Below are 26,509 nucleotides of genomic sequence, written 5' to 3'. Positions count from 1 at the left end.
GCCGCCCGTCAGCTTCCGCCTTGCTCGCTACGCGTCGGCGTGCCTGCGGGTGCGGCATCGCCCTGCCAAGCCAGCACCGGCTTCCTTGCCGCCAGCGTTTCGTCGAGGCGGCGGCGCGGGGCGTAGTAGGGGGCCTGTTTCATGCTGGCATCGCCCGCCTTCGCGCGCTCGGCGACGCTGCGCAGGGCGGCGATGAACTGGTCGAGGCCCGCCTTGCTCTCGGTCTCGGTCGGTTCGATCAACATCGCGCCATGGACGACGAGCGGGAAATACATCGTCATCGGATGATAGCCTTCGTCGATCAGCGACTTGGCGAGATCGAGGGTTGACAGTCCCTCGCCGAAGCCTTTGTCGCCGAACAATGCCTCGTGCATGCACGGGCCGCTCGGGCCGAAGGGGGCCTCCAGCAAGTCGTCGAGACTGCGCAGGATGTAGTTCGCGTTGAGCACCGCGTCCTCCGCGACCTGCTTCAATCCGTCGGCGCCGTGGCTGAGGATGTAGGCGAGCGCGCGGGTGAACATGCCCATCTGCCCGTGGAACGCGGTCATGCGACCGAACGCCTGCGTATGCTCGAACTCGGCGGCGTTCTCTTCCTCGACGAGGTGAACCACGCCGTCCCCGTCGCGCGCGGTAAACGGCAGTGGACCGTAGGGCGAGAGCGCCTCGCTCAGCACCACCGGCCCCGAACCCGGCCCGCCGCCGCCGTGCGGGGTCGAGAAGGTCTTGTGCAAGTTGATGTGCATCGCATCGACGCCGAGGTCGCCTGGGCGCACCTTGCCGACGATGGCGTTGAAGTTCGCCCCGTCGCAATAGACGAAGCCGCCGGCGGCGTGGACCGCATCGGAGATCGCCTTCATGTCGCGTTCGAACAGGCCGCAGGTGTTGGGGTTGGTTATCATCACCCCGGCGACGTCCGGCCCGAGCCGGGCCTTGAGCGCTTCGAGATCGACGCGCCCGTCCTTGTTCGCCGGAATATCCTCCACCCGGTAGCCGGCGAAGGCGGCGGTCGCGGGGTTGGTGCCGTGCGCGCTTTCGGGCACGAGGATCACCTCGCGCGCGTCCCCGCGCGCCTCCAGCGCGGCGCGGATGCACAGGATGCCGCACAGCTCGCCGTGCGCGCCCGCCTTGGGGCTCATCGCGACGCCGTGCATGCCGGTAAGGTCGAGCAGCCAGAACGCGAGTTCGTTGATGACCTCCAGCGCGCCGCGCACGGTCGAGGCGGGCTGGAGCGGGTGCACGTCCGCGAAGCCGGGCATCCGCGCGACTTTCTCGTTCAGCCGCGGATTGTGCTTCATCGTGCAACTGCCGAGCGGAAACAGCCCGAGGTCGATCGCGTAGTTCTGGCGGCTGAGGCGGGTATAGTGGCGGATCGTTTCCGGTTCGGACAGGCCGGGCAGGCCGATCGGCGCGGTGCGCTCCATCCCGCCGAGGCGGTTGGCACCCTCTCCGATGTCGGGCAGGTCGACGCCGGTGGTGTCGTTCCCCGCGATTTCGAAGATCAGCGGCTCTTCCAGCATCAGCGCGCGGTTGCCGGTGGCGGTGGCCGGACCTTCATGCATACCGTCGTCGGCGGCGGTCATCTCGGGCTTCCAGCCGGATTTGTTGGGCGCGTTCATGCCAGTATCTCCCGCAGCGCAGCGGCAAGCGTTGCGATATCTTCCTCGGTCGTGGTCTCTGTGACCGCGACCAGCAGGCCCTGCGCGAATTTGGGATGCCCCGGATAGAGCCGCCCGAGCGAAACACCCGCGAGAATGCCGTCGTCCGCCAGCTGGCGCACGACCTCGCGCGCGTCGGTGCCGAGCGTGACGGTGAATTCGTTGAAGAAGCTGTCGTTCAGCACTTCGACACCGGGGATCGCCGCCAGCGCATCGGCCGCCTTGCCTGCGAACGCATGGTTCCACGCCGCGAGCCGTCGCAGCCCTTCCTCGCCCAGCAGCGTCATGTGCACCGAGAACGCCAGCGCGCAGAGGCCGGAATTGGTGCAGATGTTGCTGGTCGCCTTTTCGCGGCGGATATGCTGCTCGCGGGTCGAAAGCGTGAGGACGAAGCCGCGCTTGCCTTCGGCATCCTGCGTCTCGCCGCACAGGCGGCCGGGCATCTGGCGTACGTGCTTGGGATCGCGCACCGCGAACAGGCCGAGATAGGGCCCGCCGAACTGCAGGCCTACGCCGATCGCCTGCCCTTCGCCGACGACGATATCGGCACCCAGCTCACCCGGTGCCTTGATCACGCCCAGCGCCACCGGCTCGGTGTTGACCGCGATCAGCAGCGCGCCCTTTTCGTGCGCGGCCTCCGCTATCGCGGCGAGATCGGGGATGCGGCCGAGGATGTCGGGATATTGCACCACGACGCAGCTCGTCGCGTCGTCGATCCGCGAAATCAGCCCGTCGTTGTCGGGTACGGCGGTCAGCGAAGGCAGCGCGCCCGCGATCTCGTCCTCGGTGAACTTGGCCATCGTGCTCACGACTTCGGCATAATGCGGGTGCAGCGCGCCCGAGAGCACCACGCGCTTGCGCTTCGTCACCCGGCCCGCCATCGCCACCGCTTCCCAGCACGCGGTCGATCCGTCGTACATGCTCGCGTTCGCCACCGCGCAGCCGTAGAGCCGCGCGACCTGGCTCTGGAACTCGAACAGCATTTGCAGCGTGCCCTGCGCGATCTCGGGCTGGTAAGGTGTATAGGCGGTCAGGAACTCGCCGCGCTGAATCACGTGGTCGACGCTGGCGGGCACGTGGTGGCGATAGGCCCCCGCGCCGAGGAAGAACGGCGCATCGGCGGCGGCGAGGTTCTTCTTGGAAAGCCGCCGCATGTGCTTTTCGACCGCCATCTCGCTGGCGTGCAGCGGCAGGCCTTCGATCGGGCCGGACAGCCGCGCGTGCTCGGGCACGTCGACGAACAGGTCGTCGATCGAACTGGCGCCGATCTTGGCCAGCATCGCGCCGCGATCGGCGTCGGTCAGGGGGAGGTAGCGCATCTCGTTATCTGTCCCTTGCGGGCCGCCGCGCCACGGCGGGGCCCGTACACATCAAAGCCCGTCGACGAAGCTCTTGTAGCCCGCCTCGTCCATCAGCCCGTCGAGCTGCGATGCGTCGGCGATCGTCAGCTTGAAGAACCACCCCTCGCCCTCGGGGCTGGTGTTCACCAGCGAGGGATCGTCTTCCAGCGCCGCGTTCACTTCGGCCACCTGCCCGTCGATCGGGGCGTAGACGTCGCTCGCGGCCTTCACGCTTTCGACCACCGCGGCATCGTCGCCGCGCTTCAGCGTGCTGCCGATGCCCGGCAGTTCGACGAACACGATGTCGCCCAACTGGCCTTGCGCGTAATCGGTGATCCCGGCAGTGGCGGTATCGCCATCGACGTCGATCCATTCGTGTTCGTCGGTGAAGTAACGGGCCATCACTTGTCTCCGCGATAGTAGTTGTGGGGAACGAAGGGCATCGGCGCGACCTTTGCAGCCAGGCGCTTGCCCCGGACTTCGATTTCGAGCGCGGTGCCCGGTGCGGCGTGGGCGGCCGCGACGTAACCCATCGCGATCGGGTGGCCGAGCGTGGGCGCGAAGCCGCCGCTGGTGAGCTGGCCGACCTGTTCCTTCCCTGCGAAAACCGGCGCACCCTCGCGCGCGGGCAGGCGGCCGTCGAGCGCGAGCCCGACGCGCTTCGTTTCGGCACCGCTTGTCAGCAGGCCGAGGATACGTTCGGCGCCGGGAAAGCCGCCTTCGGCGCGGCGGCGCTTGCTGATCGCGAAGCCGAGGTCGGCGCTGACCGGATCGGTCTCGGGCGAAAGATCGTGGCCGTAGAGCGGCAGCCCGGCCTCCAGCCGCAAGGAATCGCGCGCGCCGAGGCCGATCGGGCGCACCGCTTCGTCCGCGCACAGCCGCCGGGCGATCTCCTCGGCGTGTTCGGCGGGCACCGACAGCTCGAACCCGTCCTCCCCGGTATAGCCCGAGCGGCCGATGCCGATCTCGACTTCGCCGGAGGTGAACGCGGTGCCCTGCATGAACTTGAGGTCGCCCGCCACGTCACCGAACACCCGCGCGATTGCGGCGGCGGCTTCGGGCCCTTGCAGCGCGAGCAGCGCCTGATCGTCGAGATGCGTCAGGGTGATCGCGTCGGGCAGGTGTTCGCGCAAGTGGGCGATATCGTCCCACTTGGTCGCGCCGTTGACGACGAGGTAATAGGTCGGCGTGCCGCCTTCCGGCGTGACGTTGGTGACCATCAGATCGTCGAGGATGCCGCCATTCTCGTCGAGCAGCAGCGAATAGCGGATGCGCCCCGGCTTGAGCGCCGCGATATCGCCGGGCAGCAGCGCCTCGAGCGCCTCGGCCGCGCCTTCGCCCGACACCAGCAACTGGCCCATGTGGCTGACGTCGAACAGGCCCGCATGGCTGCGCGTCCATTCGTGCTCGGCCACGATGCCCCCCCAATCGCCGGTATACTGGATCGGCATCTCGTAGCCCGCGAAGGGCACCATGCGCGCGCCCTGAGCGCGGTGCCACGCGTCGAGGGGGAGTTGCTGCACTTCGGCCGTTTCTTCGATATCGCTCATCTATCGTCCCGACTGGCGCGAAGACGCTTCGCCGTGAAGCGCCCTGCCGCATGCCCCCTCTGTCGGGAAACCTGAGAGCTTGGCCGCGTGCGATCGCCAGACCGCGCCATCGGCTTACCCCTTCGGTGGCCTTCGCCGGAACGAAAGCGCTTTCCAGAGCGTCGCACGCCTCGCCACGGTCCGTGGGCCTGAGAGTTTCCGGGGCGGTTGCTCCTTCGGCGCCCCCTGCCGCTCGGCAAGGGGACTCTCCCACGACGAGACCGGAATCGCTTCCGGCGACGTGCCCCGCGATTGCGCAAAGCGCGCCGCCGGTCAATCGGGGACGGACATGCAGGCGGACATTATTTTGCTCGCCTCGCTGCGCGCGCTTGCAATCGCGGGCGGCGATCCTAGGGCGAACCGAGGAGAGGGGCATATGACGATCACCGAAGTCTACCTGATCGCCCTGCTGATCATCTTCGCCGCGCCGTGGCTCGTCTGGCGCGTGTTCTGCACCGATTACTGGGCGCCGCTGGTGGTGGTGCAGATCGTCGGCGGCATCCTGCTCGGCCCCGGCGTGCTTGGCGCGGCGTTCCCCGATTACTACGCCTTCGTGTTCCAGCCCGACGTCATCACCGCGCTAAACGGAGTGGCGTGGTGGGCGGTGATGCTGTTCGTCTGGGTGGCGGGGATCGAACTCGACCTGACCCGGGCCTGGGCCCACCGCCGCGAAACCGGCCTTACCGCGAGCCTCGCCCTGGGCATGCCACTGGCGCTCGGATCTCTGGCCGCCGTGGTTCTGCTGCAATGGCCGGGCTGGCAAGGCGCGGAAGGCGCCGCCTGGCAGGTCGTGCTGGGGCTCGGCATGGCCTGCGCGGTCACCGCCCTGCCGATCCTCATTCTGTTCATGGAAAAGCTGGAGTTCCTGCGGCGCCCGCTCGGCCAGCGCGTGCTGCGCTACGCGAGCCTCGACGATATCGCCATCTGGGGCGTGCTCGCGCTGATCCTGCTCGACTGGGAACGGATCGGGCGGCAGGCGATGTTCCTGGTCGGGTTCGCTCTCGCGGCCTGGGCGATGCGGCGCCTGATGGTGCGGCTGGAGGAGCGTGACCGCTGGGCGGCGGGGCTCATCTGGCTCGCGCTGTGCGGCCTCGCGGGAGACTGGTCAGGCCTGCACTACATGGTCGGCGCGTTTCTGGCCGGCGCGGTGCTGGAAGCGAAATGGTTCGGCGAGGAAGCGATGGACCGCTTCCGCAACGTCGTGCTCCTCACCATCATGCCGGTGTTCTTTCTCTCGACCGGCCTCAGGACACAGTGGGAAACGGGCGGTCTGGCGGTGTTCGCAGCGGCGGCCCTGCTGCTCGCCGCGGCGGTGGCGGGCAAGCTTCTCGGTGTCGGCATCGCCGGACGCCTGCTGGGCTGGAGCCGCGGCGAGGCGTCGCTGATCGGCTGGCTGCTCCAGACCAAGGCGCTGATCATGATCATCTTCGCCAATATCCTGCTCGACAAGCAGGTGATCACCAACACGGCCTTCACCGCGCTCCTGCTGATGGCCGTCGCGAGCACGATGCTGACCGTGCCCTTCGCGACACCGCTGCTGAAACGGCTGGAACGCCGGATCGACGCCGAGGCCTAGGCTCTCAGTCGAGGTTGGGCCGCAGCCAGCGTTCGGCGGTCGGCAGATCGACCCCGCGGCGCGCGGCATAGTCTTCCAGCTGGTCGCGCCCGATGCGTGCGACGCCGAAATACTCGGCTTCGGGGTGGCCGAAATAGAACCCGCTGACTGCCGCGGTGGGAAGCATGGCGTAGCTCTCGGTCAGCTCGATCCCTGCATTCTTCCCGGCGTCGAGCAGGTCGAACAGGATCGGCTTGAGGCTGTGATCGGGGCAGGCGGGATAGCCCGGCGCCGGGCGGATGCCGCGGTATTCTTCCTTGATCAGCGCCTCGTTGGTCAGCTGCTCGCCTTCGGCATAGCCCCACAGGTCGGTGCGCACATGGCGGTGCAGCCGTTCGGCGAACGCCTCGGCCAGCCGGTCGGCGAGCGCTTTCAGAAGGATGTCCGAATAGTCGTCCTTGTCCGCGCGGAAGGCCTGCGAATACGGCTCGATTCCGTGGATGCCGACCGCGAAGCCGCCGATCCAGTCGCCCGCCGGATCGATGAAATCGGCGAGGCACATGTTCGCCCGGTCGCGCGATTTCTTGACCTGCTGGCGCAGGAACGGAAGCACGGTGTGCGTTTCGCCCTCGGTGTCGTGCAAGGTCACGTCGTCGCCGTCCCGCGCGCAGGGCCACAGCCCGACAACGCCTTTCGCCGTGAGCCACTTCTCCTCGACGATCCGATCGAGCATGGCGTCGGCATCGCGCTTGAGATCGCGCGCGGTCTCGCCGACGACATCGTCGTCGAGGATCACGGGGTACGTCCCGGCCAGTTCCCAGGCGCGGAAGAACGGGGTCCAGTCGATGTATTCGCGCAGATCGGCCAGCGGCCAGTCGTCGAACGCATGGACGCCGGGGCTGTTCGGCGGCGCAGGCTTGTCGCTCAGATAGGCGTCGTAATAGTTCGCGCGCGCCTCGTCCAAGCTGAGCAAAACGCTCTTGTTCTTGCCTTCGCGCGCGTCGCGCACCTTCACGTAATCGTTCGCGGTGTCCGCCACGAAGCCGTCGCGCTGCGTGTCGCTGAGCAGACGGCTGGCGACGCCGACCGCGCGGCTCGCGTCGAGCACGTGGATCACCGGGCCTTCGTAGGCCGGATCGATCCGCAGCGCGGTGTGGACCTTGCTGGTGGTCGCTCCGCCGATCAGCAGCGGCATCGTCATCCCCGCCGCCTGCATTTCCTCGGCCACGGTCACCATTTCGTCCAGCGAAGGCGTGATGAGGCCCGACAGCCCGATCATGTCGGCCTGATTGTCGTTCGCCGTCTCGATGATCTTCGACCACGGCACCATCACGCCGAGGTCGATCACCTCGTAGCCGTTGCACTGGAGTACGACGCCGACGATGTTCTTGCCGATATCGTGCACGTCGCCTTTCACGGTCGCCATCACGATCGTGCCTTTGGCGCGCGCGCCTTCCTCCTTCTCCGCCTCGATGAACGGAATCAGGTGGGCGACCGCCTTCTTCATCACGCGCGCGGACTTGACCACTTGCGGGAGGAACATCTTGCCGCTGCCGAACAGGTCGCCGACGACGTTCATCCCGTCCATCAGCGGGCCTTCGATCACCTCGATCGGGCGGCCGCCGCGCCCGATAATGGCCTGGCGCGCTTCCTCGGTATCGTCGACCACGTGCGCGTCGATGCCCTTGACCAGCGCGTGCTCGAGCCGCCTGGTAACGTCCCACCCGCGCCATTCGGCGGCTTCCTTCTCGGCGCGTGGGTCCTGCCCCTTGTAGCTTTCGGCGAGCGCGATCAGCCGCTCGGTCGCGCTGGCGAATTCGCCGCCCTCGGGCGGGGGGCGCATCAGGATCACGTCCTCGCACGCTTCGCGCAAGGTGGGGTCGATCGCGTCGTAGACGTCGAGCTGCCCGGCGTTGACGATGCCCATGTCCATGCCTGCGGGAATCGCGTGGTAGAGGAACACCGAATGCATCGCGCGGCGCACCGTCTCATTGCCACGGAAGCTGAACGAGAGGTTCGACAGCCCGCCGCTGATGTGCGCGTGCGGGCAGGCGGCGCGGATCTCGCGCGCGGCCTCGATGAAGTCGAGGCCGTAGCGGTCGTGTTCCTCGATCCCGGTGGCGACCGCGAATACGTTGGGGTCGAAGATGATATCCTCGGGCGGAAAGCCGATCCCGGTCAGCACCTCGTAGGCGCGGCGGCAGATCTCCACCTTGCGCGCCTTGGTGTCGGCCTGCCCCGTCTCGTCGAAGGCCATCACCACCACCGCCGCGCCGTAATCCATGCACAGCCGCGCGTGTTCGAGGAACTGCTCCTCGCCTTCCTTCATCGAGATCGAGTTGACGATCGGCTTGCCCGAGACGCACTTCAGCCCGGCCTCGATCACCTCCCACTTGGAGCTGTCGATCATCACCGGCACGCGCGCGATATCGGGTTCGGCGGCGATCAGCTTGAGGAAGGTGGTCATCGCCTCGACCGCGTCGAGCAGGCCTTCGTCCATATTGACGTCGATCACCTGCGCGCCGTTCTCGACCTGGCTGCGCGCGACTTCCACCGCGGCGGGATAGTCGCCGGCCATGACCAGCTTCTTGAAGCGCGCCGATCCGGTGACGTTGGTGCGCTCGCCGATATTGACGAAGCGGGTGGAAGCGGAAGTGGTCATGCGGCCCCTGCAGGATCGGCGGGTTCCATGGGAGAAAGCGGCCGCGCGAGCACCGCGTCGTCGTAAAGCGTTCCGCCGACATCGAACCGGCGCGTGCCGATCTGGCGGAAGCCGTTCTTCACGTAAAATGCGATAGCGCGATCGTTGTCGTCCTTCACCCCGACCAGCATTCGGCGGTGAGCGCGCGCCGCCGGCACGAGGGCATCGAACAGCGCCCCGGCCAGTCCGCTGCCGTGGAAGCGCGAGAGGACGTAGATGCGCTTCAATTCGATATCGCCTTCGCGCGCCGCCTCCAGCTCGGGCGGCGCCAGCAGCGCATAGCCGACCGGCGCGCCGCCGCATTCGGCGAGCCAGGCCGACGCGCCGCGATCGAAATAGGCGCGGTAAGTCTCGGCGGCATGCTGAATGCGGCAGTGCGCAAGCAGCGCCGCCCCTGCCACCGCGCCGGCAAAGGTTTCCAGAAAGGTCGCCGCGCCGACGAGCGCCAGACGCTCGGCATCGTCGGGGTTCGCCCGGCGGATGGCGCAGTCGTCCATCGCTTCAGGCCGCGATCGAGAAGGGTTCGAGCCCGGCGAGGCGCATTTCGGTGTCGCGCGCGGGCACCTTGCGCGGGGCGACGCCTTCCACCGCCCGGGCGATCGCGGCGATGTGTTCGGGGGTCGAGCCGCAGCAACCGCCGAGGATATTGGCCCGACCGTTTTCCGCCCATGCCTTGACCAGCGCGGCGGTCGTTTCCGGCGCTTCGTCGTATTCGCCCAGCTCATTCGGCAGGCCCGCGTTGGGATAGGCCATCAGCAGCGTATCGGCGATGCCCGAAAGCACCTGGATATGCGGGCGGAGCTGCTCCGCCCCGAAGCTGCAATTGAGCCCGATCGTCGCGGGCCGGGCGTGGCGCACCGCGTACCAGAACGCCTCGACCGTGTGGCCCGACAGGTTGCGGCCCGAAAGGTCGGTCAGCGTCATCGACAGCATCACTGGCACGTCGCGCCCCAGCTCGCGCTCGAGCTGCTTCACCGCCATGATCCCGGCCTTGGCGTTGAGCGTGTCGAAGATCGTCTCGATCAGGATGAAATCCGCCCCGCCCTCGACCAGCGCGGCGGCCTGGTCGCGGTAGACGCCGGTGAGGAAATCGAAATCGATCTCGCGAAACCCGGGGTCTTCCACGTCGGGGCTGAGCGAGAGGGTCTTGTTGGTCGGCCCGATCGCCCCGGCAACGAAGCGCGGGCGGCCGTCGGCCTGCTCGAATTCGTCCGCCAGTTCGCGCGCGATCCGGGCGGAGGCAAGATTGATCTCCTCCACCTTGTCCTCGGCGGCATAGTCCGCCTGGCTGATGCGGTTGGCGGAGAAAGTATTGGTGGAAACCACGTCCGATCCCGCATCCAGATAGGCGCGCGTGATGTCGCCGATCACGTCGGGGCGGGTCAGCGCGAGGATATCGTTGTTGCCCTTCTGGTCGGCGCCGAGGCCAAGATCGCCGGCATAGTCGGCTTCGCTCAGCCCACGCCCCTGGATTTGCGTGCCGAACGCCCCGTCGAACACGAGGATGCGCTTGGCCGCTTCGGCGTTCAGTCGTTCGCGCGCGTTCATCGCGGGCCTCCTTTGGGCCGCAGCCCGAGCATGTGGCAGATCGCGTAGCTCAGCTCGGCGCGGTTGAGCGTGTAGAAATGAAACTGGCGCACCCCGCCCGCGTAGAGACGGCGGCACAGCTCGGCCGCGATCGTGGCGGAAACGAGCTGGCGCGCGGCGGGCCGCTCGTCGAGCCCGTCGAACAAGCCTTCCATCCATCCGGGGATCGCGGTGCCGCACAGGCCCGACATGCGCTGAACGGCGGCGAAACTCATCACCGGCATCACGCCGGGCACGATCTCTCCCTCGATCCCCGCCGCTGCCGCGCGGTCGCGGAAGCGGAAAAAGCATTCGGGTTCGAAGAAGAACTGCGTGATCGCGCGCGTCGCCCCGGCGTCGAACTTGCGCTTCAGATTGTCGAGATCGGCGGTGGCATCGGCCGAATCGGGGTGCATCTCGGGATAGGCGGCGACCGAAATCTCGAACGGGGCGACGTCGCGCAGCCCGGCAATCAGTTCGGCCGCGTTGGCATAGCCGCCCGGATGCGGAGCGTAACGAGTCCCGCCGTCGGGCGGATCGCCGCGCAGCGCGACGACATGGCGGATGCCGCTTTCCCAGTAATGCCGCGCGACCGCGTCGATCTCCTCGCGCGTCGCCTCCACGCAGGTCAGGTGCGCAGCGGCGGGAATGCCCGTCTCGCGCTCGATCCGCACGACCTGTTCGTGGGTTCGCTCGCGCGTGGAGCCGCCCGCGCCATAGGTCACCGAAACGAAGCGTGGGCCCAGCGGAGCAAGCGTCTCGACGCTTTCGCGCAAGGTCTCCGCCATCTTCTCGCTCTTGGGCGGGAAGAATTCGAACGACACATCGATATCTCCCGGCAAGCCGGAAAACAGCGGCGAATCGAGCGCGGTGCGCGCTTCCTGCATCTGGTCGAACGTCGGGCTCATTCGGCGCGCTTCCTTACGGTGGTGGCCGGGCCGCCGAGGCGAGTGCCGAGCCAGATCTTGACCACCAATTCGCCTTCGTCGAGCGCGACCGGCGGGGCGGGGGCAAACCCCGCCTCGCTCAGCAGCGCGGCGATCGCGGCATCGGTGAAGCCGAGGCGGACATGCGCGTGCCGGTCGCGCAGATCCTCGCGCGCGTGGGCAGCGAAATCGACGATTGCGATCCGTCCGCCCGGCCGCGTTACCCGCGCAGCTTCCGCCAGCGGGGCGGCCGGATCCTGCGCGAAATGCAGCACCTGATGGAGCAGCACGGTGTCGAAGCCCTGCGCGGGCAGCGGCAGCGCGGTGAAATCGCCCTGCACCAGCTCGATCGCGTTAGACGGCAGGTTCTGCAGCTTGGCGCGGGCGAAGCGCAGCATGTCGAGGCTCTTGTCGAGCGCCACCACCCGATCGGCACGCTCGGCGAACAGTTCGGCCATGCGTCCCGTTCCGGTGCCGATGTCGAGGACCTGCCCCAGCGACTCGTCGCCCAGCGCCTCGATCAGCTTCTGTTCGACCAGTTCGTCCGGGCTGTGCAAGCGGCGCAATTCGTCCCAGTCTTCCGCATGGCGCGCGAAATACGTCTCCGCGCTGCTTTCGCGCGCGGCGCGGATCGCGGCGAGTTGGCGGCGATCCTCGGCGCAGGCGGCGGCGAATTCATCATCCTCGCGCTCTGCGGTGGCGAGCAGGCGCGCGACCGCCTCGCCCACCGGTGCGCCGCGGCCTTTGCCTACGCTCGCGCGCAGGAACACCCAGCTTCCCTCGCGGTGCCGTTCGGCCAGCCCGGCGTCGCACAGGATGCCGACATGGCGCGAGACGCGCGGCTGGCTCTGCCCGAGCACTTGCGCGAGTTCGCCCACGGCAAGCTCCATCGCCGCGAGCAGCCGCATGATCCGCAACCGGGTGGGGTCGGCAAGCGCCCGTATGATCGCTTCGATGCGCATTAGGGCAACATATAAAGATATTCTTATATGTGCAAGCGAACTCGGATTCAGCGCCCTCCGGCGATCCGTTGCAGCAGCGCGAGCTGCGCTGCGCCCGCATCGGTCAGCGACCATTCGCCGGCGCTCTCCGCGATCAGCCCGGCGGCGACGAGTTGGGCATGGTCCTGCGGATCGAGCCCCGCATCGGCGGCGGGCATCATGCGGCCGTAGCGTCCGCCGTGATAGACCAGCGGCTCCGCCTCGGTGCGGTCGAAATCGACCACTTCGCCGAGGAAGATCGCATGGTCGCCGCCTTCGTACTCGAACCGCGCCCGGCACCCGAAGCGCGCCGCGCAGCCCGCGATCAGCGGCGCGCCTTCCGGACCGTCGACCACGTCGAGCCCGGCGAACTTGTCCTCTCCGCGCCGCGCGAAGCGGTCGGACATCGCCTGCTGGCCGGAAGCGAGGATGTGCACGGCCCAGCTTTCGGCGTCGCGAAACGCGGGCAGGCTGTGGCTGCCGAGCGAGAGGCTCCACAGCACCATCGGCGGATCGAGCGAGACCGAATTGAAGCTGTTCGCGGTAAGGCCCACCGGCTCGCCGGCACCATCGCGCGCGGTGACGATCGTCACCCCGGTTACGAAGCTGCCGAGGGCGCTGCGAAATGCGGCTTTGTCCAACACGGCCCTGTCGCTAGTCCGCGGCCGCGACAAGAGCAACCTTGCCGCGGCCGTGTCCTCAGAAGCTGACCTGAACGCGCGCGCCGTGAGCTAGGCCATGGCGGCGCGCGCCCTCTCAGCGCTTGCCGCAGATGCCGAGCACGTAATCGATCATCATCGCGTCGCGTTGCGGGGCGGGCGGGCCGAGGACGCCGCGGGCACGGGGCGGGAGGTGATCGGCCACGGCGCGGGCGTCATCCCCGAAGACATAGTGATCGAACCAGTTCCGCCATGCGGCCCGCTCGGCATCGGGCAGGTCGCGGATGGAATGCAGCGCCAGCATCAGCGCGGCGAACGGAAAGCGATCGGCGGGCTGGCCGAACCAGTAGTTCACCAGCACGTTCAGCGCGCCCTCCGCCCGCACCGTGTGCCACCACATCGGGGGCATGAAGATCGCGTCGCCGGGTTCGAGATCGGCCACCTGCCGGTGCCTCTCCGCCTCCGCGTAGCGCGGGAAGCGATCGTAGTCCGGCGCATCGGGATCGACCATGCTGGTCGGCTGCCCGGCGATCGTGCGCTCGACCGGGCCGACATAGAGATTGGCGATCTGCCCCGGAGGAAAGAGAGTGAAGCGCCGCCGCCCCGCCACCACCACCGCGATATTTCTGGCCATGTCGTAATGCGTGGCGATCCGGCTGGCGTTCCCCACCCAGATCCGCGGATCGACGCCGGTATCCAGCGGCAAGGGATTTTCTGCCGCGAACCGGTCAACGCATTCGGGCATCGGCGTGGACCCGGCATAGAGGCCGGGCGCGTCGGAATTGCCGCGCAGCGACAGCAGGCGAGCGAGCAAGGCGCGCATCGGCATCTCCTCGTGCCGAAAGTTCACCCCGCGCATGGCATCGTCGTAGAAATAGCGCCCGCCGATCTCGGGAGGCCCGACCAGAACCTTCAGCGCGCCGCCGTTATCGCGCGATGCGAGATAGGCGGCGATCGCCTCGTCCCCTTCGCGGGCCGCCGCGACCGCGGGCCAGCCGCGCGCCAGACCGCGCAGGATGGCGGGTTGGCGCGCCTCGGCCACGATCCGCGCGATGCCTTGCGCGTCCCCGCAATCCAGTTCGTGCATAGCGCCCGGTCCGATCGATCGCTCTCCTCGCGCTTACCCGGCTGGTTCGACGTGCACCGTGCGGCTGGTGCGCGTGCCATCGGCGGACCGGCTGCGCAGCGAAACCGCGGAATCGACCGTCACCGGCCCATCGTAAGCCCGCCATTCGCCATCGCCAACGCGATATTCGATCCGCGTGCCGGGAAACACGCTGTTCGCTTTTAGCTGTCCTTCCGCGATGCGCGCACCGGGCGGAGCGACGCGATAGGCGACCCCGATCGCATCCAGCAGCGGCCATTGCGCCGCCACGCGCCCGGCAAAGTCGCGCCATTCTTCGGCGAGCGCATCGCGATCGACACGCGCATCCTGCCAGCCGTACGTTTCGCCCGCGCGGTACGCCGGTGCCCATGCGGCGGGGCGCCAGGCCCGCTCCGCCAAGGCGAGCAGGCGCGGGAACAGCATATAGTCCATCTCGGCATCGGTGCGGATGGTCTCGCTCCACAACTGCGCCTGAAGCCCGGCGATCCGATGGCCCGGCTGGAGAACGGGCTCGTCGGCGATGATCTGCGGGGTCGCCTGGATATTGGCGATCAGCGCGGCGTTGGCGGGCAGGTTGTCCGGCATGAAGCCGAAGACCTGGTGCGTGTCGACGCCGCGGGTCGCCCAGTCGTAGCCTCCCTCCTCGGGATGCGGGGCATAGGGCATGTCGAAATAGCCGAGATTGGGGATCGATAGCACGACGTCCCACCCGCGATTGAGCTGATCGTGCGCCTCGCGGATCGCGCCGGTGTGCAGCACGCTCCAGATGTTGGTCTGCGCGTTGTCCGGCATCCGGGCGGCATCGGTGTGGCCCATGCCATCGCTCCAGCCACCGGCTTGGAGGCCCTTTTCCGCAAGGCTCGCCGAGACCCCTTCGATGAACAACGGGGTCAGTTCGCGCGCGTCGCCGCCCACTTCGGCGATCATCGACTGGCAGGCGGGCGATTCGACCCAGGCTCCCGCAGTCTCGTCGGCACCGAGGTGGAACGTGCGCAACGGCACCCCGGCCTCCCGGTGCATGTCGGCCAGCGCATCGACCACCGTATCGACGAAGCGGTAGGTCGAGGGGAGGCAGACGTTGAGCGTGTTGTCGTCGTAGTTCTGGATGCTGCGATAGCTGGTCGTGTCGGCCGGATCGATCAGGCGATAGCGCGCCGCTTCTTCCGGCCGCCCTTCCGCCACCAGACGATCGTGCCGCGCCTCCATCGCCACGATCGCCGCGCGCGAGTGGCCCGGCATGTCGATCGAGGGGATCACCTCGATGCCGCGCGCATCGGCGGCCCGCACGATCGCGATGTAATCCTGCGTGGTGAGATAGCCGTCGACCGCGTCGCCGCGATCCGGCCCCGCGCCGAGCTGCGGAAGAAGGCAGCGCGCCTCGGCCGGATCGTGACACCGTTCCGATCCGATCGCGGCGAGTTCGGGCAGCGCCGGTATCTCGATCCGCCAGCCTTCGTCTTCCGCCAGATGCAGGTGAAGGCGGTTGAGCTTGAACGCGGCCATCGCCTCGACCAGCTTGAGCAACTGGTCGCGCCCGTGAAAATTGCGCCCGAGATCGACGTGCAATCCGCGAAAGCCGTAGGCCGGGGCATCGGTGATCGTCATCTGCGCCAGCCGCCCTTCGTCGAAGGCGACCTGCTGCGCCAGCGAGCGCAGCGCGTGGCTGGCGCCCGCGACCGAGCCGGCCACGATCTCAACACCCTCGCCAGATATCCGCAGGCGGTAGCCTTCGTCGGGCAGTTCGCTTCCATCGTCCACCACGATGGACAGCGGCGTTTCGCCCTCCTGCGCCGCCCCCGCCCGCGCGAGGGCCGCCAGCGCGGGCTCCAGTGCGGCGGCCTCCGCACCGGCGATCGACAGCGTCACGCCGCGCGAGATATCCAGCCGCGCGCCTGCGTTAACCGTCACCTCGGCCGGGCGGGGAAGGATGGCGATGCCGCTCGCGGCCGGGGCGATGCGATCCGCCTGCACCGCAAAGGCCCGCTCCGCCGTAAGCCACTGCGTCCGGTCTTCGCCGCCCCTGGTCGCGAGACGTGCCTCGTCGGTCATCGGGGCGACGAACGGCAGCTCCTCCAGCCCGGTATCGGGATCGACCACCGGCCGCGTGGCCGCGATCGTACGCGCCTCGAGCCCGTCGGCCATGAGATAGGCGTTCGGCATCGCGAAGGCGCTGGAGAAGTTCGAGCCGAGCCCCCACAGCTTGATAACGTGCGTGCTGCCCGGCGCCAGCGACGCACCCGGTTTCAGGGTGAGGCGCTGAAGATCGCCGTTCACCAGTTCGTGCCGGAAGATGTCGCTTTCGACCAGCGGCAGGCGATTGACGAACCCGAAATACAGCGCCAGCCCGCGATCGGCGAAACCGCCCTCGATATCGCCCGGCACGGTGAGCGTGATGGTCGCGAGGAAACAGTTTTCAACTTCCGCCGGGCACTCGGGGCCGTTGTCGACCACCTCGTAACGATAGCCCAGCCGGTCGGCGAGGCTGTCGAGCGCAGCCTGCGATGCCCTCGCCTCGGCTGTCATCGTCGGTTGAGCGAAAGTGGGGCCGGGAACAGTCGCGATCGCCATCGCCGCAGCCATCCAGGGCCAACCCGAAACCCGCATTCGCTTTCTCCCGCTCGACAAGTTGTATCTGATTTGTCATGTCGAGGAGGATTGGTCAACGACGAACCAGTTTGCCCTCTGTGATCGCTTGGAGCGGAGTTGCGATGAGAAATGTGACACATCGGAATGGCGGACTCGCCCGGCTGGCTGCTTGGATGATTGGTCTTTCATTTGTATTGGCAAGCTATCCCGCACTGTCGCGTGATACCGATCCGGTCGTCGTCGGCTATTTGCCGGCATTCAAGGGGCTCGGGGAAACGATCGACCACGCCGACACGTCCGCCTTCACCCATTTCAATATCGCGTTCGCCAACCCCGACAGCGACGGCGCCTACATCGCATCCGGCAGCTTCACCTGCATGAATGGTGCGGACGGAGCGGCGCTCTCGGTGGGCGAACTGCGCGAAACCGTGCGCCGCTTGCAGGAAGGCGGGGCGAAGGTGCTCGTCTCGCTCGGCGGCGGGGTGATTCCCGAATGCTCGGGCGACTGGCGGTCCCTGCTGGCGCCCGATCGCCGCTCGCAGGCCGTCGACGCACTGATCGGCTTGGCCGATGCGCTCGGCCTCGACGGGATCGACGTGGATATCGAAGGCGCACTGCTGACTGCGATCGACACGGATGGAAACTACACGCCATTCGTCGCTGCGTTGTCCGCCAGGCTGCGGGAGAAAGGCAAATTGCTGACATGCGCGACCGCATCCTACGAAGGCGGCATGATCCCGGTCGATTCGATCCCCTCGTTCGATCTGGTCAACGTGATGTCGTACGATGCGGTCGGCCCGACCTGGGGCGAGCCGGGGGTCGAACATGCGAGCCAGGCAATGGCCGCGCGCGACTTGCAATTGTGGCTCGATCGCGGGGTAGCGCCGGACCGGCTCGTGCTGGGCGTGCCTTTCTACGGCTACGGTTTCAACGGCGAAGCTCCCAATTGGTCCTACCGCGACATCGCGAACACCCATGACGCGGACGGGCGGCAAGGCGACGTGGTCGGGTCCCTCTGCGCCACCTGCCGCCACATTACCTTCAACGGCCCCGAGACGATCGAGCGCAAGGCGCGCCTCGCCCGCGAAATCGCAGGCGGGGTAATGGTGTGGGAGCTTTCGCAGGATACCGACGACCACCGCCTTACGCGCGCGCTGCAACGCGGTCTGTCGATGCGAACCGCTCGCAATCGAGATTGACGCGAGCATACCAATCGCACACATTGGCAATATGCCGAGGCCGTCGCCATTTCCCGTCCCGGCTTGTCGAGAGTGGAGCTTGCACCGGTGTCGCTGATCGAACGTGTGGGGCCGCTCCAGAAGAACGAGCCCACCCCACTCTACCTCCAGTTGCAGCAACTGCTGCGCAACGCGATCGAGCGGCAGGTCGTGCAGGCCGAGGAAGCGATCCCGACCGAGCGCGATCTGGCCGAGGAATTCGGCGTCTCGCGCATCACCGTGCGCAAGGCGGTGGACGGGCTGGTGAGCGAGGGGATCGTCTCCCGCCGGCGCGGCGCGGGCACTTTCGTCACCCGGCCCCGCGTCGAGAAAAGCTTTTCAAAACTGACCTCGTTTTCGCAGGACATGCTGTCGCGCGGCTTCACGCCGCGTAGCGAGTGGGTGAGCAAGACGGCGGGGTCCGTGACCCCGGAAGAAGCGCTGTCGCTGGGCCTTTCCCCCGGCTCGCTCGTCTATCGTTTTCACCGCATCCGCTTTGCCGACGATATCTCGATGGCGCTCGAATACGCGACGATCCCGGCCTATTGCCTGCCTTCGACCGAAGCGGTCGGCGCTTCGCTATACGAGGCGCTGGAGAAAGCCGGGCACCTGCCCGTGCGCGCGCTCCAGCGGCTGCGCGCGATCGCCTTCACGCCTGAACAAGCCGAAGTGCTGGCAGTCGAAGCCGGCGCCCCCGGCCTGCTGATAGAGCGGCGTGGCTTTCTGGCCGACGGGCGGACGGCGGAAGTGACGCAGAGCTTCTATCGCGGCGATACCTACGACGTGGTGGCCGAACTCAACGGCTAGACACCGGGAGCCGCCCCGCTCTCGCGCAGGAACCGCGCATGCGGCGGCAATTGCGCCAGTTGCTTCGCTATGGCTTCGCGCAATCGGGCGAACCGGCTAGCGAGTTCTTCGCCGGTCAGTCCGTCGGCGATGGGGTGCCAGCTTTCCGGGCGCACGCCCTGCCCCGTGAGCACGCAGAACCAGTTGGTCGGGCCGAACAGGTCGCCCGGTTCGAACAGGATATTGCCGGTCGCGCGAAACGCCTCGATCCGCTCGCGCAGGTTGTCGGGCATTCCGGCGGCGGCGACATCGCGCCAGAACGGCGTGTCGCGCCGCCCCGCGGTGGCATAGTGCGCGATCACGAAATCCCGGATCGTTTCGTATTCGTGCACCGCGTCGCGATTGAAGCGCGCGACCACGGCCGGGTCGATTCCGTCGCGCGGCAGCAATGACAGCAGGCGGATCACGGTGGTCTGGATCAGGTGGATCGAGGTCGATTCCAGCGGCTCGATGAACCCGCCCGCCAGGCCGATCGCGATGCAATTCCGGTTCCAGATCACCTTGCGGTGCCCGGCGGTGAAGCGCAGCCGGTTCGCCTCCGCCAGCGGCTCGCCGGGCAGGTGTGGGCGCAGCGCCGCTTCCGCAGCATCGTCGTCCAGATGGGCGCGCGAATAGACGTAGCCATTGCCGTCGCGGTGCTGCAGCGGAATGCGCCAGCGCCATCCGCTCTCGCACGCGGTCGAGCGGGTATAGGGCGGCGGATCGGTGTCACGCCGGGCGGGCAGCGCGATCGCGGCGTCGCACGGCAGCCAGCGGCTCCACTCGTGATAGCCGGTCTCGAGCGCCTGTTCGATCAACAGCCCGCGAAAACCCGAGCAATCGACGAACAGGTCACCCGCGATGCGGCGGCCGTCCTCCATCGTCACGGCTTCGATATGCCCGTCGTCCCCGCGCAGGGCCACATCGGCGACCTTGCCTTCGATCCGTTGCGCGCCTTTTGCTTCCGCCAGCCCGCGCAGTACCTTGGCATAGGCAGAGGCATCGAAATGCACTGCGTGGTGCACCGGGCCGGCCGATGTCGCGGGTGCGAACCGCCCTTCGCGAGCGGCCATCGTCGGCAGGTTGTAGGGGCCGTGGTCGGGGTCGCCGCCGGCGGCCAGATGCCGCAGCCAGTAGTGGTGGAAATGGATGCCGCCCATTTCGGTGCCGAGATAGCCGAACGGGTGGAAATAGCGCTGGCCCGCGCCGCCCCAGCCCTCGAATTCGATGCCGAGCTTGATCGTGCCCCGCGTCGCCTGCAGCAGTTCGGCGGGATCGAGACCGAGGTAGCGATTGAACTCGTGGATCGGCGGCACGGTCGCCTCGCCCACCCCGACGGTGCCGATCGCCTCGGATTCGATCAGCGTTATCTCGTGTCTCGCTCCAGCCCCCTGACCGGAAAGGGCGCGGGCCAACGCCGCGGCGGTCATCCAGCCCGCCGTGCCGCCACCGACGATGACGATGCGGCGGATCTTCGGGCCCGGCACGCTCATCCGGCGATTCCGCGTAGCACCTCGGCATGGGTCGGCATGGCGTTCACCGCGTCCGCTACGCCGCGCAGCTGGCGCTGGAATTCGGCGATCAGTGCCTGTTCGTCGACCGCCAGCGCCTGCGGATCGAAGCTGCGCGGTACGATCCCGTGGCCGGTGAGGCACAGCGACCAGCTGTCTTCCACCAACGCCTCGTGGCTGAACTGGGCGACTATGCCGCGCGCGGCGAACAGGTCGATCCGGGCCGCCAGCTCGGGGGAGATTTCCCGCGCGCGGGCAGCCTCCCAGAAGGGTTCCCCCGCGCGATCGGCAAGGCGGAAATGCAGCGCGGTGAATTCCCCCAGGTGCGTCCGGCTGCCTGCCATCTCCTCGTTGTAGATATCCGCTTCGGGCATCGCGGCCGCATCGATCGGCCACAGCAGCACCAGTTGCGCAATGGCGAGCTGGAGCAGCAGCATGTCGGCCCCGTCGAGCGGCACCGGCAGTCCCGCAGCCCGACCGATCGCCACCACGTTCCCCTGCCACGGTGCGGGCCGGTGGCGCATCGCCAGCGTCTCAGGCACCTCCGCCACCCGCATGGGTCCGCCCGACATCGCGCCGAACTCGTGGCGCGCCTCGTCGTCGTCCATATGCGGCGAGGAATAGACGAACTCATACGCCGTGCGGTCGCGCAGTGGGATCACCGCCATCCATCCGGCGCCATGCGCGGCGATGCGGCTGTAGAGCGGCATCGGATCGAGAGCCGGCCCGCTCGCGCGCAGCAGCCGGTCGCAGGACGGCGGGGCCGATATCGCATCGGGCCCACCGGCGGCATCGGCCAGCGCGCCATCGGCATCGATGAACAGTTCGGCTTCCAGCCGTTCGCCGCCATCCACCGTGATCGCCCGCAGGTGGCCGTCTGCGGCTTCACTGGCCGCGCATGGCCCCGCCACGATCCGCACACCCTCGCGCTCGCAGGCGGTACGGAGCAAACCGGCGTAGGCCGCGGCGTGCAGGTGCCAGCCGTGCTTAACCGCCGGCTGCGCGTCGGGCGGCTTCCTGACCCGCGTCCGACCCTGCCGCGCCGCCGCCGCCGCCAAACAGAAATCCTCCAGCGCGACCTTTAGACCCGCCTGTCGCGCGCGCGCCCAGTGCTGGATGAATGGGAGCGAGGCATACGATCTGCCGGCATCGCCGTAGGCATGGAGGAAATCGCCCGCGCCGCCCGACCAGCCGACGAACTGCTGCCCCATGGCGATCGTGCCGCTGGCTCTACGCACCAGCGCTTCATCCGCTATGCCAAGGAGGCGGTGGAAGGCGGCAAGCTCGGGCGGGGCGATCAGCGCCTCGTGCGGCGAGGCCTCGTCCCCCGTATCGATCCATGTCACCGCGGTCCCGACACGCCCGAAAGCGCGCGCGAGGGCCAGCGCCGCCATCGGCGCCGCGATCCCGCCCCCGTGGACCACAACCTGCCGCACCGCACCGTTCATGGCGCGGGCGCCGGGCAATAGTCGGCGACGAACCTCTCGTGCGAAGGCGTGGCCTCAACGGCTTGCGCGATCGTTCTCGCCAGTTCCGTGAGCCTTCGTTGCAGCACGTCGCCGGGCAGCACGTCGGCCAGCCGGTCGGCGCGGCGCGGCACGATCCCCTGGCCGACCAGCACCGCCTGCCAGCTCGGCGGGCCGAACAGCCCGTCGCGGTAAGCCTGGACATAGCCCCGGTGCCGGAAGCGTTCGATCTTGTCGTGCAGCGAGGCCGGCACGTCCACCGCGCATGCCCGTTGCCAGAAAGCGCTGTCGGGTTCGTTGGCGATGTAATGGAGGATCAGGAAATCGCGGATGCGATCGTATTCGACGTCCATCACCCGGTTGAATTCGTTGCGCAGGGCTGGATCGATCGAAGGTTCGGCAGGCAGCAGCGTCAGCATCTGCATGATCGCCATCTGGACGAGATAGATGCTGGTCGATTCGAGCGGCTCGAGGAAACCGCCCGCCAGCCCCATGGCGATCACGTTGCCGTGCCAGGCTCGCCTGCGTTTGCCGGGGGTGAAGCGCAGGACGCGCGGCTCCGCCAATGCCTCGCCGTCGAGGTTGGCCAGCAGCGCCGCGGCCGCCTCGTCGTCGGACAGGTCGGCGCGGGAGAACACGTAGCCGTTGCCGGTGCGGTGCTGGAGAGGGATGCGCCACTGCCACCCCGCGGGCCGCCGCGTCGCGCGGGTGTAGGGGGTGAAGTCGTCCGAGCGGACGGACGGCACTGCCACCGCGCTGTCGCACAGCAACCACTGCGACCAGTCTTCCAGTTCGACGCCCAGCGTCTGGCCGAGCAGGAGCGAACGAAAGCCCGAGCAGTCGACGAACAGGTCCCCCGCGACGCGCTCGCCCGATGCCAGCTTCACTGCATCGACCGCGCCCGTTTCGCTCGCCTGCTCCACCTCGACGATCCGGCCCTCGACCCGCTCGATCCCGCGCGCTTCGGCCCAGCGGCGCAGAGAGCGGGCGTAGAGAAAGGCATCGAGGTGATAGGCGTAGGAAAACGCGCTGCCGATTTCGTCCGGCCGGCGACCGGGCAGCATGAAGCGGTTGCGCCAGGCCGCCGCGATCGGGAAGCAGTAATCCGGCAGCGGCGCCGCGGTGCCATCATGGTGCGCGCGGACCCAGTAGCTGAAGAAATCCGCCTCGCCGATCGGCCGTCCGAAGGTGCCGAAGGGATGGATATATCGCTCGCCCCGGCTGCCCCAGTCGACGAATTCGATGCCCAGCTTGAAGCTGGCCTGGGTCGCCTGCATGAACGCGACTTCGTCGAGGCCGAGGAAGTCGTTGAAATCCTTCATCTGCGGCAGCGTGGCTTCGCCGACGCCGACCGTGCCGATTTCCTCCGATTCGACCAGACGCACGCGGTAGTGCCGCCGGTCGAGCTTCGCTGCGCAGGCGGCGGCACACATCCATCCGGCGGTGCCGCCGCCCACGATCACGAGCTCGATCGGTTCAGCCATATGCTGCACCTAGCACGCGGCAGCCCCCGCGCCAGCCTGCGGAGCCGATCAGAACGTCAGCCGCGCGCCGAGCTGGAACCGGCGGTCGTTGCGGAACCACGATGCGGGTTTCAGCGTGCCGTCGCCATCGACCTGCTGCAACAGGACGGTATCGGTGTTGAGCAGGTTGGTGCCTTCCACGATGAATTCCAGCTCCTCGGAAACACGCAAGCGCACCGAGGCATCGAGATAGCCGGTATCCTCCTGCCACATCGGGAAGCCGATCACGGAATCGATGGCGGTGACGAGGAATTCGGAGCGCCAGTTGTAGGCGACGCGCGCCGAGACCCGCCCCTTTTCGTACAGCCCGACGAGGTTGTAGCTGTGCTTCGAGATACCCTCGAGCGCGTTGGCCTGCACGGTGGAATCGTCGAGCGAGAGCCCGCCGCCCGCAGACACGCCGGCGGTCTGGCTGGTCAATCCGACACTCTGGATGCCGTCGTTGTGGACGTAAGTGTAGTTCGCCTGCACCCCGAAACCGTCGAACGGGGACGGCAGGAAGTCGAAGAACGTCTGGAACGCGACCTCCGCGCCGTAGATGTTGGCGCCGTCACCGTTGACCGGGCGGATGATGCGCACATCCTCCGTCACCCCGTTGTTCGTGGTCGACAGCGTGAATGCGCCCGACTGGATGTAGTCGTGGAATTTCTTGTAGAATCCCGTCACGGTGAACGACCCGGCCGGTGCGAAATAGTATTCCATCGTGAGGTCGAACTGATCGGCGGTGATCGGCTTGAGACCGGGGTTGCCCGCCTGTGCGGTATATTGCCAGTCGTAGGCGACCGCGTTGCCATCTTCGTCGAAGGTGATGTTCGGATCGGACCGGTCGTTGAGATTGGGGCTCAGCCGGTTGACCACCACGTAGTTGCGCAACAGCCCGAAATCGGGACGCGACATGGCGCGCGAATAGGCGAAGCGCGATACCAGCTTGTCGGTCAGGTCGAACTTGATGTTGAAGCTGGGCAGCGCGTGGAAGTGGTCGATACTGGTGTTTCCGGCCACGAACTCGCCGGTGTTGAACGCGATCTCGTCCGCCGTGATGACACAGCCCGGCGTGGCCGTGGGCAGGCCGGTCGTCGGATCGGTGCCGCGTTCGCAGCTCAACTGGTTCTCGGTGAACGGGGTCGGATAGGTGATCGATCCGTTGGTGCGATCGCGCGTCCAGACGAGCCTGACGCCGACATTGCCCGACACTCCCACGTCGCCCAGCGCCAGCCCGGGTCCGCCGAACCGCGCCATCGCATAAGTCGCGACCGTTCGTTCGCTCACCTCGTGGATTTCGCCCGGCAGGTAGCAGCCGAATTCGTCCGCCACGATCTCTCCGGCGCGATAGCCCTCGCCCGAACACACGGGGTAATATTCACCCACGCCGATCGAAGGCCGGCCCAGCGCGGCGCCCAGCGTCTCGCGATTCTGCAACAGGTCCATGTTGAAGAACGGGAACGTATACTGGTTGATCTGGTCGCCGGCGAAGAAGTCGTTGCCGAAGCTGAACGGCCGGTTGGTGCCGGGCGCGTAGGCCGGGCTGTCGATGTTGAAATAGGGCGCCTGGGTATATGTCCAGTTGTTCGAGATGTTCGCCCAGTTGTAGGCGCCCCAGCGGATCGTCTGGTCGCGGTCCGCATAGCGGGCGCCGACCTTGATCGCATCGAGCCAGCCGGAGTCGACATCGTATTCGAGATCGCCGCGGAAGGCGACTTCCTCGCCTTCGCTGTCCTCGGTGTGATCGGTGATCGCGTAGTAGTGATAGTTGTTCGGGTTGATGACGCCGCCCGACGAAAGATTGATGTTGTCGGCTTCGGTCGGCTCGATCTGGAGGCGCGGATATTCGCCGGTGAGATCCACGAACGTATTGGCGAACGTGCGCGCGGTGACCGAGGCGTTGTAGTTGTTCACGCTGGCATCGACGTATTGCGCGTCGAACGTCGCGCGCAGGCGGTCGGTCACGTCCCAGCGGAAGTTCAGGCCGAAATCCTGCGTGATCTGCTTGTTCTTCAGCGCGTTCGCGGCGGTGTCGAGCTGCGGCGCGCGCTGGGGATTGGTGCACCCTTCCCACGCGTAGCAGCGGTTGAAGAACGCCTCGCCATCCTCGTTCACGCCGAGCCCTAAATTGTCGTCGCCTTCGCCGACATAGGGCCGGGGCGCGGACCACCAGCCGGACAGGAAATTCCCGTCCTCGTCGAACTGGAACGGGTCGGTACCCTCCAGCGGATTGACCAGCGTGGGATCGGTGACGACATAGTCGCTCGGCTGGCCGTAGACGCTGAACGCGCTCGAGAAGATCGCATGTTCGCGCCAGCTGTTGTCGTATTGCGAGCGCAGGTACTGCGCGGTCAGCTGCATCGTGCCGTCGTTCGACTGCCATTGTGCGGCGCCCGCGATGCCGTAGCGTTTACGGTCGTATTCGTTGTCGCGCATGAAGATGCCGCTCGGGATGTATTGCGTTCCCGGCGCGAACACGTCCTGGAAAATGCCCATCCGCTCGTACTGCACGCCCTGGCTGGCGGTGATCGCGCGCGAATAGGCGCCGTTCAGCAGCAGACCGAATTCGCCGATCCCGGTCTCCCAGCGATCGGAGATGATGCCGGAAATCTCGGGCGTCGAGCGCTTCGCGATGTCGCCGTAGGTGTTCTTGATCGAAATCGAGATCAGCCGCCCGTCGCTGTCGAACGGAACGCGGGTGCGCAGGTTCACCGTGCCCGCGATCCCGCCCTCGATCAGGTCGGCCGTCTGGTTCTTGTAGGTATCGACGCCCGACAGCAGCTCGGGCGAGACGTCCTGCCAGCTCAACCCGCGCGAGGAATTGGCGCTGAAGGTATCGCGCCCGTTGAATTCGGAGCGGACCTGATTGAGCCCGCGAATGATGACGCCCGAGGGTTCGGCGGAGAAGTGCGAGGTGTCGTCCGTGCCGGCGAAGCGGACCACGGTGACGCCCGGCACGCGCTGCAGCGCCTCGGCCACCGACTTGTCGGGAAAGGAACCGATATCTTCCGCGGTGATCGAATCGACGACGGTATCCGCGTTGCGCTTGCGCGCCTGCGCGGTCTCGAGGTTCAGCCGGACGCCGGTGACGACGATCTCGCTGGACGATCCCTCGTCCTGGCTCTCCGGCTCCTCGCTATCCTGCGCGTATGCCGCCGGAGCGAGCGCACACGTCAGGGCGACGGCGGAAATACCTCCCAGAAGAGCGTGGCGGATTTCGAAAGTGCTGCCAGTGCGGTCGATCATTTCATTCCCCCGTCCGTCTGCCGGATCCCTCGCTTGTGACTTTATATGACCAATTGCATCATTGGACTATTACCAAT

Annotated in this window: 19 protein-coding genes and 1 riboswitch; of the genes, 3 read left to right on the top strand and 16 right to left on the bottom strand. The window is 67.3% G+C overall.

All coding sequences use genetic code 11. The features are described from left to right. Window positions 1-8: 8 nt before the first annotated feature. Genes gcvPB through gcvT form a run of 4 tightly spaced genes read right to left on the bottom strand, consistent with a single transcriptional unit; the run spans window position 9 to window position 4,545 of the window. Window positions 9-1,616, bottom strand: coding sequence for an aminomethyl-transferring glycine dehydrogenase subunit GcvPB (gcvPB, locus tag ACE3QC_RS12170; protein ID WP_374408609.1), 1,608 nt, complete (start codon window positions 1,614-1,616; stop codon window positions 9-11). Further along, window positions 1,613-2,974, bottom strand: coding sequence for an aminomethyl-transferring glycine dehydrogenase subunit GcvPA (gene gcvPA / locus ACE3QC_RS12165; protein WP_374408606.1), 1,362 nt, complete (start codon window positions 2,972-2,974; stop codon window positions 1,613-1,615). Before gcvPA ends, gcvPB begins: the two co-directional genes overlap by 4 nt. A 51-nt stretch (window positions 2,975-3,025) precedes the next feature. Next, complete coding sequence (gcvH, locus tag ACE3QC_RS12160) at window positions 3,026-3,397, bottom strand: glycine cleavage system protein GcvH (protein WP_374408604.1); 372 nt, start codon at window positions 3,395-3,397, stop codon at window positions 3,026-3,028. Then, entirely contained in the window at window positions 3,397-4,545 is a 1,149-nt protein-coding gene (gene gcvT, locus ACE3QC_RS12155; protein ID WP_374408602.1) for a glycine cleavage system aminomethyltransferase GcvT, read from the bottom strand. Before gcvT ends, gcvH begins: the two co-directional genes overlap by 1 nt. A gap of 166 nt (window positions 4,546-4,711) precedes the next feature. Beyond that, window positions 4,712-4,807, bottom strand: a riboswitch (glycine riboswitch). A 153-nt stretch (window positions 4,808-4,960) separates the two neighbouring features. Here gcvT and ACE3QC_RS12150 point away from each other — a divergent pair. After that, window positions 4,961-6,160, top strand: a complete 1,200-nt coding sequence (locus tag ACE3QC_RS12150; protein WP_374408600.1) for a cation:proton antiporter — start codon at window positions 4,961-4,963, stop codon at window positions 6,158-6,160. 4 nt (window positions 6,161-6,164) lie between these two features. Here ACE3QC_RS12150 and metH read toward each other — a convergent pair whose 3' ends face one another. The 8 genes from metH to ACE3QC_RS12110 form a co-directional block, all read right to left on the bottom strand. Next, window positions 6,165-8,801, bottom strand: a complete 2,637-nt coding sequence (metH, locus tag ACE3QC_RS12145; RefSeq protein ID WP_374408598.1) for a methionine synthase — start codon at window positions 8,799-8,801, stop codon at window positions 6,165-6,167. Further along, window positions 8,798-9,337, bottom strand: coding sequence for an N-acetyltransferase family protein (locus ACE3QC_RS12140; protein WP_374408596.1), 540 nt, complete (start codon window positions 9,335-9,337; stop codon window positions 8,798-8,800). Before ACE3QC_RS12140 ends, metH begins: the two co-directional genes overlap by 4 nt. A 4-nt stretch (window positions 9,338-9,341) precedes the next feature. Further along, complete coding sequence (locus ACE3QC_RS12135; protein ID WP_374408595.1) at window positions 9,342-10,388, bottom strand: homocysteine S-methyltransferase family protein; 1,047 nt, start codon at window positions 10,386-10,388, stop codon at window positions 9,342-9,344. Beyond that, entirely contained in the window at window positions 10,385-11,314 is a 930-nt protein-coding gene (gene metF / locus ACE3QC_RS12130) for a methylenetetrahydrofolate reductase [NAD(P)H] (protein ID WP_374408593.1), read from the bottom strand. Before metF ends, ACE3QC_RS12135 begins: the two co-directional genes overlap by 4 nt. Next, complete coding sequence (locus ACE3QC_RS12125; RefSeq protein ID WP_374408591.1) at window positions 11,311-12,294, bottom strand: ArsR/SmtB family transcription factor; 984 nt, start codon at window positions 12,292-12,294, stop codon at window positions 11,311-11,313. Before ACE3QC_RS12125 ends, metF begins: the two co-directional genes overlap by 4 nt. A 47-nt stretch (window positions 12,295-12,341) precedes the next feature. After that, window positions 12,342-12,956, bottom strand: a complete 615-nt coding sequence (locus ACE3QC_RS12120) for a flavin reductase family protein (protein ID WP_374408589.1) — start codon at window positions 12,954-12,956, stop codon at window positions 12,342-12,344. Window positions 12,957-13,068: 112 nt separating this feature from the next. Continuing rightward, a complete protein-coding gene (locus ACE3QC_RS12115; RefSeq protein ID WP_374408587.1) occupies window positions 13,069-14,058 on the bottom strand; it encodes a cupin-like domain-containing protein in 990 nt (329 codons plus the stop codon). A gap of 33 nt (window positions 14,059-14,091) precedes the next feature. Beyond that, on the bottom strand, window positions 14,092-16,644 hold the full coding sequence (locus ACE3QC_RS12110; protein ID WP_374408585.1) for a family 20 glycosylhydrolase: 2,553 nt from the start codon (window positions 16,642-16,644) through the stop codon (window positions 14,092-14,094). A 212-nt stretch (window positions 16,645-16,856) separates the two neighbouring features. Between ACE3QC_RS12110 and ACE3QC_RS12105 the strand changes: the two genes are divergently transcribed. Further along, window positions 16,857-17,861: a glycosyl hydrolase family 18 protein gene (locus tag ACE3QC_RS12105; protein WP_374408584.1), complete on the top strand. Its 1,005-nt coding sequence runs from the start codon at window positions 16,857-16,859 to the stop codon at window positions 17,859-17,861. Window positions 17,862-17,948: 87 nt separating this feature from the next. Beyond that, window positions 17,949-18,686 carry a GntR family transcriptional regulator gene (locus ACE3QC_RS12100; RefSeq protein WP_374408583.1) on the top strand — a complete coding sequence of 246 codons (738 nt, stop codon included), beginning with the start codon at window positions 17,949-17,951 and terminating at the stop codon, window positions 18,684-18,686. On the opposite strand, the gene ACE3QC_RS12095 is transcribed toward ACE3QC_RS12100, so the two are convergent. The 4 genes from ACE3QC_RS12095 to ACE3QC_RS12080 are packed head-to-tail and all read right to left on the bottom strand — an operon-like array spanning window position 18,683 to window position 26,432. Then, window positions 18,683-20,197 (bottom strand): tryptophan halogenase family protein, encoded by a 1,515-nt coding sequence (locus ACE3QC_RS12095; protein WP_374408581.1) that lies wholly within the window; start codon window positions 20,195-20,197, stop codon window positions 18,683-18,685. The two genes, ACE3QC_RS12100 and ACE3QC_RS12095, sit on opposite strands and share 4 nt — an antisense overlap. Continuing rightward, entirely contained in the window at window positions 20,194-21,663 is a 1,470-nt protein-coding gene (locus ACE3QC_RS12090; protein WP_374408579.1) for a tryptophan 7-halogenase, read from the bottom strand. Before ACE3QC_RS12090 ends, ACE3QC_RS12095 begins: the two co-directional genes overlap by 4 nt. Next, window positions 21,660-23,165, bottom strand: coding sequence for a tryptophan halogenase family protein (locus tag ACE3QC_RS12085; protein WP_374408577.1), 1,506 nt, complete (start codon window positions 23,163-23,165; stop codon window positions 21,660-21,662). Before ACE3QC_RS12085 ends, ACE3QC_RS12090 begins: the two co-directional genes overlap by 4 nt. Before the next feature lie 48 nt (window positions 23,166-23,213). Next, window positions 23,214-26,432, bottom strand: coding sequence for a TonB-dependent receptor (locus ACE3QC_RS12080; RefSeq protein WP_374408575.1), 3,219 nt, complete (start codon window positions 26,430-26,432; stop codon window positions 23,214-23,216). Window positions 26,433-26,509 lie beyond the last annotated feature (77 nt).

It is taken from the genome of Pelagerythrobacter sp. (assembly GCF_041912895.1).
GTDB lineage: Bacteria > Pseudomonadota > Alphaproteobacteria > Sphingomonadales > Sphingomonadaceae > Pelagerythrobacter.
This window is presented reverse-complemented; position numbering and strand designations above follow the sequence as displayed.